The following is an 11,679-nucleotide window of genomic DNA, read 5'->3' as shown; positions in this document are numbered from 1 at the left end:
CATTCCCTGGCTGCGAAGCTCTATTATTTCCTTCTCGTGTTCCTGAATGTGGCTGTATTTTCTGGGCATAGCAAAGACCTCCTGTAGTAGTTTTATTCTACCACAGGAGGCCTTCTTTTTTCATTGTCTACTTTTACTGGAGCGGTTCAGGGGGAGTACGGTTCTTTACATTGATTTTCGTTTCCGCAAAGCGCAACCATTCGCAGCGCCGGGCAGGAAACGTAAAAAGGGGAGAATAAAGTTATGGCAAAAGAAATTGTGGCAATGATCCTTGCCGGCGGCCGTGGCTCGCGTCTCTACGCGCTGACACAGAAGACGGCAAAACCGGCGGTGTCCTTCGGCGGCAAATACCGCATCGTGGACTTCCCGCTGTCCAACTGCGTGAACTCCGGTATTGATACCGTGGGCATCGCAACCCAGTACCAGCCCCAGAAGCTGAACGAGTACATCGGCAACGGCCAGCCCTGGGACCTGGACCGCCTGTACGGCGGCGTCCACACCCTGCCCCCTTACGAGCAGGCCAAGGGTACCGACTGGTACAAGGGCACCGCCAACGCAATCTACCAGAACATCAGCTTCATCGACAGCTATGACCCCGAGTACGTCATCATCCTGTCGGGCGACCAGATCTGCAAGCAGGACTATGCAGACTTCCTCCGCTTCCACAAGGAGAAGGGCGCCGACTTCTCGGTGGCCGTCATGGAAGTCGATTGGAAAGAGGCTTCCCGCTTCGGCCTGATGGTCGCCGACGAGAACGACCGGATCACCGAGTTCCAGGAGAAGCCCCCTGTGCCCAAGTCCAACCTGGCTTCCATGGGCATTTACATCTTCAACTGGGATATCCTCAAGAAGTACCTGGAGGAGGACGAGGCTGACCCCAACTCCAAGAACGACTTCGGCATGAACATCATCCCCGCTCTGCTGCGGGATGGCCGCAAGATGTACGCCTACCGCTTCGCGGGCTACTGGCGGGACGTCGGCACCATCGACAGCCTGTGGGAAGCCAACATGGAGGTCCTGGACCCCGAGAACTCCGGCATTGACATCTTCGACGAGAAGTGGAAGATTTACAGCCGCAACCCCGTCCTGCCTGCCCAGAAGATCGGCCCCCGTGCGGTGGTGGAGAACTCTCTGGTCACCGAGGGCTGCAAGATCTACGGCATCGTCAAGCACTCTGTCCTGAGCGCCGGCGTCGTCGTGGAAGAGGGCGCCACCGTTGAGGACGCCGTCCTGATGGATGGCGCCGTGGTCAAGGCCGGCGCTGTGGTCAAGCGCTGCATCCTGGCGGAGAACGTCGTGGTAGGCGCAGGGGCTGTCGTCGGCGGCGAGGGCAGCATCGCCCATGTGGGCACCGGCCTCACCATCGGCGCGGGCGCCACCGTCAAAGAGGGCGCCAAAGTATTTGAATCCGTCAAGGAGGGTGAGGAAGTATGCTGAGCCAGAACAACAATGCGTTGGGTATTATTTTCCCCAACAGCTATGATAACACCGTACCCGAGCTGGTGACCGAGCGCGCCATGGCCTCGATCCCCTTCGCGGGCCGCTACCGCATGGTGGACTTTGTCCTGTCCAGCATGGCCAACTGCGGCATCTCCAACGTGTCCATCGTGGTGCGCAAGAACTACCACTCTCTGATGGATCACCTGGGCACCGGCCGCGCCTGGGATATGGCCCGCCGGATCGGCGGCCTGAACATCGTGCCTCCCTTCGCTGAGAAGGGCGTCCGGATCTACTCCGGCCGGGTCGAGGCTCTGGCCTCCATCCTGGGCTTCCTGGAGCACCAGAAGGAGCGCTACGTGGTGATGAGCGATGCCAACATCGCCATCAACTACGACTTCAACGCCCTGCTGGCTGAGCACCAGGCCAGCGGCGCCGATGTCACCGTGGCTTACCAGAAGACCGAGATCCCCGAGGGCCGCAAGAATGACAACTACACCCTCACCGTGGATGAGAACGGCCGCGTCACCGAGCTGCTGCTCAACGACTACCGCCCCGGCGTCCAGAACCTGGACCTGAACATCTACGTGCTGGAGCGCGAGACCCTGATCAAGCTGGTCAAGGACGCCACCGCCCGCGGCCTGATCTACTTCGAGCGGGATATCCTGGCCCACAACGTCAACATCCTGAACGTCCACGCCGTGGAGTACACCGGCTATGTGGCCCATGTCTGCGACATGAAGAGCTACTTCGACGAGAACATGAAGCTGATCCACGAGAAGAACCTGGACGCTCTGTTCCCCAAGTCCAGCCCCATCTACACCAAGATCCGCGACGACAACCCCACCCGCTACGTGGCCGGTTCCACGGTCACCAGCTCCATCCTGGCCGACGGCTGCACCATCGAGGGCACCGTCCAGAACTGCGTGCTGTTCCGCGGTGTTAAGGTCAAGAAGGGCGCAGTGGTCAAGAACTGCGTGCTGATGCAGGATACGGTTGTGGAGCCCGGCGCAGAGCTGTCCTGCGTCGTCACCGACAAGAACGTCAAGATTACCGCCGGCAAGAAGCTCTCGGGCACCGAAAGCTTCCCGGTTTACGTCCAGAAGAACCACACCGTCTGATCCCAGCTGACAAGCAGGGGCGGCTCCCTCCCCGGTAGCCCCTCTCAGAGGGGGGCGGGGGCCCTGCGCCTCCGCCCCCTGTCTTTTAATCAATCGGCCTGCCCCGCGCGGGCCGGGGGAGGCAACACCATCCAGAAGGAGGAGTATTGTTTATGAGAATCCTGTATGCGGCTTCCGAAGCCACTCCCTTTGCGAAATCCGGCGGCCTGGCCGACGTGGCGGGCTCTCTGCCCAAGGCTCTGGTCCGGGACGGCGTGGACGCCCGGGTCATTATGCCCCTGTACGGCGACATCCAGATCCGCGACCAGCTGACCTACGTCACCAACTATTCCGTCCCCGTGGGCTGGCGCAGCCAGTACTGCGGCCTGTTCACCGCCCAGTACAACGGCGTGACCTACTACTTCCTGGACAACGAGTATTACTTCCGCCGCAAGGGCCTGTACGGCTTCTACGACGACGGCGAGCGGTTCGCCTTCTTCTCCCGCGCGGTGCTGGAGACTCTGTTCTACATTGACTTCACCCCCGACATCATCAACTGCAACGACTGGCAGACCGCTCTGGTGCCGGTGTACCTGAACCTCTATTACCGGCACCTGGACAAGTTCAACCGGATCAAGACCATCTTCACCATCCACAACATCGCCTACCAGGGCAAGTACGGCACCGACATCCTGGAGGATACCTGCGGCATCGGCCGCCGGGATCAGCACATCCTGGAGTACGACGGCTGCGCCAACTTCATGAAGGGCGCTATCGAGACCGCCGACAAGATCACCACCGTCAGCCCCACCTACGCCCAGGAGATCCTGGACCCCTGGTTCAGCTACGGCCTGGATGCCCTGCTGCGGGAAAAGCAGTATAAGCTCTGCGGCATCCTGAACGGCATCGACATGGACGCCAACAACCCCGCCACCGACCGGAACATCCCCTACAATTACAGCGTGGCCAACTTCCGCGAGGGCAAGGCCGCCTGCAAGGCCGCTCTGCAGGACCGGTTCGGCCTGCACAAGGACGGCAGCCCCGTCTTCGGCATGGTGAGCCGCCTGGTGGGAATGAAGGGCTTCGACCTGGTCCAGAGCGTGGCCGACGGCCTGGTGGAGCTGGGCATCGAGCTGGTCATCCTGGGCACCGGCGAAATGCAGTACGAGGCCTTCTTCTCTGACCTGGCCGCCCGTCACCCGGGCCGGGTGGGTACCTGGATCGGCTTCGACGGCGCTCTGGCCCAGCAGATCTATGCCGGCGCCGACGTTTTCGTGATGCCCTCCAAGAGCGAGCCCTGCGGCCTGGCCCAGATGGTGGCCTGCCGGTACGGCACGCCTCCCATCATCCGCGAGACCGGCGGCCTGCGGGACTCCATCAAGGACTCCTCCAAGGGCCAGGGCAACGGCTTCACCTTCGCAGGGTACAGCGCACACGAGCTGTACGACGCCTGCTGCCGCGCCAACGCCGCTTACTACAACAAGGAGAACTGGGAGAAGCTGGTGGAGTACGCCATGAACTGCGACTTCAGCTGGAGCGTCTCGGCCAAGAGCTACGAGGGTCTGTACAACGAGACCGCCAACCTCTGGTAAGCTGACTTCGATTATCCCCGTTAAAATTTGAATCTGCCGTCCGGCTCTTTGTGAGCCGGGCGGCTTTTTGGTTTTTAAGGGGCAGGGAACGGGCTTTTTGTCGGGATTTTGTCGAGGCTTTTGTGCAGATAGCGGGATGCGCCGAAAAAAACTTAAAAAATTTTGGGAGTTCAGCAAGGGTTTCCATTGAATGGCGGGCCCGTTTGGTTTATACTAGCGATACAGGCGTTGGCCCGGGATCGCCCGGGCGGGTGGAAAGGAGGCGCTGGCTGTGAAGGAGATTTACCAGGCACTGGAAGATCTGGTCTGGCTGGCGCAGCTGGGCCTGAGCATGATGATGCCCCTGCTGCTCTGCCTGGGCGGCTGCTGGTGGGCGGTGTCCCACTGGGGGTGGCCGGGCTGGCTGTATCTGCCGGCGGTACTGCTGGGGCTGTCCAGCGGGGCCCAGACCTTCGCCGCCTTTTCCCGGCGGATGATCCGCCGCGCCCGCAAAAAAACGCCCCAATCCCGGGTGGGCTTCAATGACCACCAGTAAACGGAGGCTTTTTCCATGAATCTGCAACCCGAAGCGAAAAAAGAACTGCTGCGCATCGCCGGAGGCACCGCGATCTGTACCGCGGCCATGTGGGTGCTCTTCGCGGCGCTCCATGTGGCGGGGCTGGCCCCCTTTGACTACACGGTCATCCTGGGCGGCATCGTGGGCAGCGCCGTGGCCGTGGGCAACTTTTACGGCATCTGCGTCATGGTCCAGAAGGTGCTGGACGAGCCCGATGAGGGCCGCCGCAAGGTGCAGCTGAAACTCTCGTACAATGTTCGGATGCTGGTGCAGGGGCTCTGGGTGGTCATCGCCATCGCGGCCCCCTGCTTCCAGGCCCTGGCGGGCGCAGCGCCCCTGCTGTTCCCCCGGGTGACCATCTATTACCTGCAAATAACGGGCAAATACAAACCGGCCACGCCCCACACTGAAGAGGTCAGCGTGGAGGAGGAGCCCCCCGCCGCTGCCGGCGCCGGGGAGCCCGCCGCACCGGCCGGCGCACCCCGGGATGAAGGAGGTGAAAACGAAGCATGGAACTGAACGGCGCAAAAATCCTGTTCACCATCCACACCGACATCCCGATTTTGGGGGATCTCAAGATCACCCAGACGTTGGTGGTTACCTGGATTGTGATGGCGCTTTTGTCCGGGCTGGCCTTCTGGCTGGGACGCAACCTCCAGCTGGAGAATATCTCCAAGCGGCAGGCTGCCGCCGAGTTTATCGTCCTGCGGCTGGACCAGTTTGTCCGGGAGAACATGGGCCCCAAGTTCGACCAGTATATCCCCCTGGTGGGGTCCATCTTCGCCCTGAGCGTCTTCTGCAACCTGATCAGCGTCATTGGTTTTTGGAGCCCCACGGCCGACCTCAACACCGAGCTGGCCTGGGCGGTGGTGGTTTTTATCCTCATCACCTACCACAAACTGAAAGCCAGCGGCCTGAAAAACTACCTGAAAGGTTATCTCGACCCCATCTTCCTGATGGCGCCCATCAACGTCATCTCGGAGCTGGCCACCCCCGTCAGCATGGCCTGCCGTCACTTCGGCAACATCCTGTCCGGCACCGTTATTTCGTCTCTGCTGTACTGGTGTTTGGCCAGTCTGAGCCATGTGGTGTTCGGCTGGCTGCCCGGCGTGCTGGGCCAGATCCAGCTGTTCCAGATCGGTCTGCCGGCCCTCACCGGCCTGTATTTCGACTGGTTCGGCGGATGCATCCAGGCATTTATCTTCTGTACCCTGACCACCATCTTTATCAAGCAGGCTGCCGGGGAGGACTAACCCCGTCCGGCGTTCTGCAAACCAACAACAAATTTTAGGAGGACAACCATTATGACTGACTTTCAATTCCTGGCCCGTGGTATCGCTCTGGCTGGCTGCGGCATCGGCGCAGGCTGCGCTCTGATCGCCGGTATCGGCCCTGGCATCGGCGAAGGCAACGCCGCCGCCGCCGCAGTTGAGGCCGTCAGCCGTCAGCCCGAGAGCAAGGGCGACGTCACCAGCACCCTGATCCTGGGCGTCGCTCTGGCCGAGACCACCGGTATTTACGGCTTCGTCACCGGTCTGCTGCTCATCTTCCTGGCACCCGGTATGTTCATGAACTATCTGCAGTAAGCGCCCCAGAGCGAACAAGGCCCTTCGGGGCCGGAACAAAGGAGGGAGACGCATATGCAGATTTATCAGGCACTGATCACCCTGGACGGCTGGACCTTTTTAGCCCAGATCTGCAACCTGTTCATTCAGCTGATGCTCTTTAAAAAGCTGCTGTTGAACCCGGTGCACAAGATCCTGGCCGAGCGCAAGGCCAAAGCCGACAGCGAGATCGCCAACGCCGAACAGCTCCGGGCCGAGGCCGCCGCCATGAAGGCCGAGTACGAGCAGGATATGGCCGCCGCCCGGGAGCGGGCCAACCAGATCGTGGCTACGGCCCAAAAGACCGCCACCGCCCGCACCGAAGAGATGCTGGGCGAGACCCGCGCCCAGATCGCGGCCATGAAGCAGAAGGCCGAGGCGGACATCGCCCAGGAGAAGAAGAAGGCCGTCAATGAGATCAAGGACGAGATCGGCGGCATGGCCATGGAGATCGCCACCAAGGTGGTGGAGCGGGAGATCAAGGAAGCTGACCACAAGGCCCTGATCGACGAATTTATTCAGAACGTGGGTGAGGCATCATGACCGAGACCGCGAGACTCTACGGCGGCAGCCTGTTCCAGCTGGCTGCCGAGGAAGGCCAGGACACCCAGATTCTGGCCGAGCTGGATACGGTGGCCGCCCTGTTCAAGGGCAGCCCTGAATATCTGCGGCTGTTGAGCACCCCCAGCCTGCCCAAAAAGGAGCGCACCGGCCTGCTGGACGAGGCGCTGCGGGGGCAGGTGCATCCCTATCTGCTGAACTTCTTTAAGCTGCTCTGCGACGAGGGGCTGCTGGGGGAGCTGGGGGGCTGCGCCCGGGCCTACCGGGTGGCGTACAACAAAGCCCATGGAATCCTGGAAGCCACGGCGGTGGCGGCGGTGGCCCTGACCGCCCAGCAGACCCAGAAACTCCACGACCGGCTGGAGCAGATCACCGGCAAACAGGTGGATCTGCAAGTCAAGGTTGACCCGGCCGTGCTGGGCGGCATCCGCCTGGATATGGACGGCGTGCAGCTGGACGGCACCGTGAAGAACCGTCTGGCGGCCCTGCGCCGGAACATCGCCTCGGTAACCCTGTGAGCCGGGTGCGGCAGACAAAACTTCCACCCGAAAAAAGAAAGAATTGAGTGGTGAAGACAAAAAGATGCAACTGAAACCAGAGCAAATCTCTAAAATCATCCGCGCCCAGATCAAACACTACGAGACGGTGATCGAGCAGAGCGAGACCGGCACCGTTATCATGGTGGGCGACGGCATCGCCCGCGCCAGCGGTCTGGACGCCTGCATGGCCGGCGAGCTGCTCCAGTTCGAGAACGGCGAGTACGGCATGGCCCAGAACCTGGAGGAGAACACCGTCTCCATCGTTCTGCTGGGCTCGGACGTCGGCATCAAAGAGGGCGGCGTGGTCAAACGCACCGGCCGGGTTGTCTCGGTGCCGGTGGGCGAGGGGATGATTGGCCGCGTGGTCAACGCCCTGGGCCAGCCCATTGACGGCGCAGGCCCCATCGAAACGACTGAGTACCGGCCCATCGAGAGCCCGGCCCCCGGCATCATCGACCGCCAGCCGGTCAAACAGCCCCTCCAGACCGGCATCAAGGCCATCGACTCCATGATCCCCATCGGCCGCGGCCAGCGCGAGCTGATCATCGGCGACCGCCAGACCGGTAAAACCGTGATCGCCACCGATACCATCATCAACCAGAAGGGCAAGGACGTCATCTGCATTTACGTCGCCATCGGCCAGAAGCGTTCGACTGTGGCAAACCTGGTCCAGGCCCTGGCTGAGGCCGGCGCCATGGAGTACACCATCGTAGTTTCGGCTACCGCCTCCGAGCTGGCGCCGTTGCAGTATATCGCCCCCTATTCCGGCTGCGCCATGGGCGAGTACTTCATGAACAAGGGCAAGCACGTCCTGATTATTTACGACGACCTGTCCAAGCACGCGGTGGCCTACCGTGCCCTGTCCCTGCTGATCCGCCGCCCCCCGGGACGCGAAGCCTACCCCGGCGACGTGTTCTACCTCCACTCCCGTTTGCTGGAGCGGGCGGCCAAGCTCTCGGACGAAAAGGGCGGCGGCAGCCTGACGGCTCTGCCCATCATCGAGACCCAGGCGGGCGATGTCTCGGCCTACATCCCCACCAACGTCATTTCCATCACCGACGGCCAGATCTTCCTGGAAACCGAGCTCTTCCACTCGGGCGTCATGCCGGCAGTCAACCCCGGCATCTCGGTCTCCCGTGTCGGCGGCAACGCCCAGATCAAGGCCATGAAGAAGGTGGCCGGCACTCTGAAGCTGATCTACTCCCAGTACCGGGAGCTGCAATCTTTCGCACAGTTCGGCTCCGATCTGGACGCCGACACCAAGGCACGTCTTGCCCAGGGCGAGCGGATCGTGGCCGTGCTGAAGCAGGGCCGCAGCGCCCCCGTTCCGGTGGAAAAGCAGGTGGCCATCCTCTATGCCACCATCCACGACTACCTGATCGACGTGGCCGTCAAGGACATCCCCGAGTACGAGCGGGGCCTCTATGAGTTCGTGGACACCGACGCCGAGGCCGCCGAGGTCATGGGCGCCATCCGGGCCACCGGCGATTTGAAGGCCGACACCGAGGAGAAACTCAAGGCCGCCCTGACCCGCTATACCCAGGATTTTGTTCACACCCATTAACAGGAGGGAGGTTTGAGCATGGCAGGCTCGATGAAAGACATCAAGCTGCGCATTAAAAGCGTAGAGAGTACCATGCAGATCACCAAGGCGATGGAGCTGGTGGCCTCCTCCAAGATGCGCCGCGCCAAAGAGCGGGTCGAGCGCAGCCGCCCCTATTTCGAGGTGCTGCACAAAGCCCTGACCGACATTGCGGCGGCGGATATCGAACTGCGCAGCCCCTACCTGAAACAGCGGCCGGTGCAGCGCACCCTTTTGGTTGTCATCGCGGGCGACCGCGGCCTGGCGGGCGGCTACAACGCCAACGTCCTCCGGCTGGCCGAGGCACAGCCCGGGGAGGTGACGGTGCTGCCCATCGGCAAACGGGCCGTGGAGCACTTCGTCCGGCGGGGGGCAAAGCTCCTCACCGACGAGTATGTCCAGGCCGCCGATGTGACGGTGGGCGACTGCTTCCAGATGTCCCGGGCGGTGGCCTCCGGCTTTCTGCGGGGGGAGTTCGACGCGGTGAAGGTCTGCTACACCCGGTTTGCGTCCATGCTGACCCAGACCGCCGAGGCGCTGGACGTGCTGCCCCTGGTGCTGCCCCAGCCCGAGGGCCAGCAGCCCCAGCGCAGCTTGATCCAGTACGAGCCCAACTGCGAGGACGTGTTCAACGCGGTGATCCCGGAGTATATCGCCGGCATCATTTACAGCGCCCTGTGCGAGAGCCTGGCCAGCGAGCTGGCCGCCCGCCGCACCGCCATGGACGCCGCCAGCAAGAACGCAGCCGAGATGATTGAGAATCTGAATCTCTACTACAACCGCGCCCGTCAGGCCGCCATCACCCAGGAAATCACCGAGATCGTGGGCGGCGCCGAGCACTGAGGGCCGGCAAAAACAAACGCGAAAAAAGCCTAACAAGCATAAACGTAAGGAGTGTAGCCTATGTCCGAGAAAAACATCGGCAGGGTGATCCAGGTTGTCGGCCCGGTGCTCGACATTCAGTTTGCGGAGGGCCAGCTGCCCGAGCTGCTGAACGCCATCGAGATCGACAACCACGGCCAGAAGCTGGTGGTGGAAGTGGCTCAGCACACGGGCGACAACGTGGCCCGCTGCATCGCCATGAGCAGCACCGACGGCCTGGTCCGGGGGACCCCTGCCGTCGATACCGGCGCGCCCATCCGGGTGCCGGTGGGCGACCAGTGCCTGGGCCGGGTGTTCAACCTGCTGGGTGAGCCGGTGGACAATAAACCCGCCCCCACCCCCGAGGCCTACTGGCCCATCCACCGCCCCGCCCCCAGCTTTGAGGAGCAGGAATCCACCACCGAGATCCTGGAAACCGGCATCAAGGTCGTCGACCTGATCTGCCCCTACGCCAAGGGCGGCAAGATCGGCCTGTTCGGCGGCGCCGGTGTCGGCAAAACCGTTCTGATCCAGGAGCTGATCTACAACATCGCCACCGAGCACAACGGCTACTCGGTGTTCACCGGCGTCGGCGAGCGCACCCGTGAGGGCAACGACCTCTACGGCGAGATGACCGAGAGCGGCGTTATCAACAAGACGGCGCTGGTCTACGGCCAGATGAACGAGCCGCCGGGAGCCCGTATGCGGGTGGCCCTGTCCGGCCTGACCATGGCGGAATACTTCCGCGACGTGAAGAACCAGGACGTGCTGCTCTTCATCGACAACATCTTCCGTTTCACCCAGGCGGGCTCTGAGGTGTCGGCGCTGCTGGGCCGTATGCCCTCCGCCGTCGGCTACCAGCCCACCCTGGCCACCGAGATGGGCGCCCTCCAGGAGCGGATTACCTCCACCCACAAGGGCTCCATCACCTCGGTGCAGGCGGTTTACGTCCCGGCCGACGACCTGACCGACCCGGCCCCCGCCACCACCTTCACCCACCTGGACGCCACCACCGTTCTGAGCCGTGAGATCTCCTCCCAGGGCATCTACCCGGCCGTGGACCCCCTAGACTCCACCAGCCGCATCCTGAGCCCCGAGGTCGTGGGCCAGGAGCACTACGAGACGGCCCGCGCCGTCCAGCAGGTGCTCCAACGGTACAAGGAATTGCAGGACATCATCGCCATCATGGGTATGGACGAATTGAGCGAGGAGGACAAGCTGACTGTCAGCCGCGCCCGTAAGATCCAGCGCTTCCTCTCCCAGAGCTTCCACGTGGCGGAGCAGTTCACCGGTATGCCCGGCCAGTACGTCCCCCTGAAGGAGACCATCCGGGGCTTCAAGATGATTCTGAACGGCGAGTGCGACGCCCTGCCCGAGAGCGCCTTCCTGTTCGCGGGCACCATCGACGACGTATTCGCCAAGGCGAAGAAGGGATAAACCATGACGACCTTTCATTTGCAGGTGGTCACCCCGGACGGCTGCATTTTTGACGGCCAGGCCGAGCGGGTGATCTGCCGCACCATCGCGGGGGACGTGTGCATCCTGGCCCGTCACTGCGACTACTGCACCGCCCTGGGCATGGGCGAGGCCCATCTGGTGGACGCCGAGGGCAACCGCCGCCGCGCCGCCTGCATGGGCGGGGTGCTCAGCGTCATGGACGGCGAGGCCCGTCTGGTGGCCACCACCTGGGAGTGGGCCGAACAGATCGACCAGGAGCGTGCCGAGGCCTCCAAACGGCGGGCCGAGGAGATCCTGCGCCAGAAGAACCTGGACCGCCACGAATACGAGATGGCCCAGGCCCGGCTCAAGCGGGCCCTGGTGCGCACCTCCATCCGCTGAGGGCCACC

Annotated in this window: 13 protein-coding genes; all 13 read left to right on the top strand. The window is 62.6% G+C overall.

Annotated elements, in window-relative coordinates; all coding sequences use genetic code 11:
- Positions 1-243 precede the first annotated feature (243 nt).
- The 13 genes from JCM17207_RS07490 to atpC all read left to right on the top strand — a co-directional run bounded on the left by JCM17207_RS07490 (position 244) and on the right by atpC (position 11,671).
- The gene (locus tag JCM17207_RS07490; protein WP_238316990.1) at positions 244-1,437 is read left to right on the top strand and encodes a glucose-1-phosphate adenylyltransferase; all 1,194 of its coding nucleotides are present in this window, start codon (positions 244-246) and stop codon (positions 1,435-1,437) included.
- Positions 1,431-2,558 carry a glucose-1-phosphate adenylyltransferase subunit GlgD gene (glgD, locus tag JCM17207_RS07485; protein ID WP_238316989.1) on the top strand — a complete coding sequence of 376 codons (1,128 nt, stop codon included), beginning with the start codon at positions 1,431-1,433 and terminating at the stop codon, positions 2,556-2,558. The genes JCM17207_RS07490 and glgD overlap by 7 nt, the downstream gene beginning before the upstream one ends.
- Positions 2,559-2,710: 152 nt before the next feature.
- Positions 2,711-4,129 (top strand): glycogen synthase, encoded by a 1,419-nt coding sequence (locus tag JCM17207_RS07480; protein ID WP_238316988.1) that lies wholly within the window; start codon positions 2,711-2,713, stop codon positions 4,127-4,129.
- 271 nt (positions 4,130-4,400) lie between these two features.
- Entirely contained in the window at positions 4,401-4,664 is a 264-nt protein-coding gene (locus tag JCM17207_RS07475; RefSeq protein WP_238316987.1) for an AtpZ/AtpI family protein, read from the top strand.
- Between the two features lie 15 nt (positions 4,665-4,679).
- Entirely contained in the window at positions 4,680-5,204 is a 525-nt protein-coding gene (locus JCM17207_RS07470; protein ID WP_238316986.1) for an ATP synthase subunit I, read from the top strand.
- The gene (locus JCM17207_RS07465; protein WP_238316985.1) at positions 5,195-5,938 is read left to right on the top strand and encodes a F0F1 ATP synthase subunit A; all 744 of its coding nucleotides are present in this window, start codon (positions 5,195-5,197) and stop codon (positions 5,936-5,938) included. Before JCM17207_RS07470 ends, JCM17207_RS07465 begins: the two co-directional genes overlap by 10 nt.
- 51 nt (positions 5,939-5,989) lie before the next feature.
- Entirely contained in the window at positions 5,990-6,271 is a 282-nt protein-coding gene (atpE, locus tag JCM17207_RS07460; protein ID WP_238316984.1) for an ATP synthase F0 subunit C, read from the top strand.
- A 54-nt stretch (positions 6,272-6,325) separates the two neighbouring features.
- A complete protein-coding gene (gene atpF, locus JCM17207_RS07455) occupies positions 6,326-6,832 on the top strand; it encodes a F0F1 ATP synthase subunit B (RefSeq protein WP_238316983.1) in 507 nt (168 codons plus the stop codon).
- Complete coding sequence (gene atpH / locus JCM17207_RS07450; RefSeq protein WP_238316982.1) at positions 6,829-7,368, top strand: ATP synthase F1 subunit delta; 540 nt, start codon at positions 6,829-6,831, stop codon at positions 7,366-7,368. Before atpF ends, atpH begins: the two co-directional genes overlap by 4 nt.
- Positions 7,369-7,432: 64 nt before the next feature.
- Complete coding sequence (atpA, locus tag JCM17207_RS07445) at positions 7,433-8,953, top strand: F0F1 ATP synthase subunit alpha (RefSeq protein WP_238316981.1); 1,521 nt, start codon at positions 7,433-7,435, stop codon at positions 8,951-8,953.
- An 18-nt stretch (positions 8,954-8,971) separates the two neighbouring features.
- A complete protein-coding gene (gene atpG / locus JCM17207_RS07440) occupies positions 8,972-9,814 on the top strand; it encodes an ATP synthase F1 subunit gamma (protein ID WP_238316980.1) in 843 nt (280 codons plus the stop codon).
- Positions 9,815-9,874: 60 nt separating this feature from the next.
- Entirely contained in the window at positions 9,875-11,269 is a 1,395-nt protein-coding gene (gene atpD, locus JCM17207_RS07435; RefSeq protein WP_238316979.1) for a F0F1 ATP synthase subunit beta, read from the top strand.
- A 3-nt stretch (positions 11,270-11,272) separates the two neighbouring features.
- Positions 11,273-11,671, top strand: coding sequence for an ATP synthase F1 subunit epsilon (gene atpC / locus JCM17207_RS07430; protein WP_238316978.1), 399 nt, complete (start codon positions 11,273-11,275; stop codon positions 11,669-11,671).
- Positions 11,672-11,679 lie beyond the last annotated feature (8 nt).

The organism is Faecalibacterium gallinarum (assembly GCF_022180365.1).
Lineage (GTDB): Bacteria > Bacillota > Clostridia > Oscillospirales > Ruminococcaceae > Faecalibacterium > Faecalibacterium gallinarum.
The sequence above is the reverse complement of the archived record's forward strand: the minus strand, read 5'-3'. Positions and strand labels throughout refer to the sequence as shown.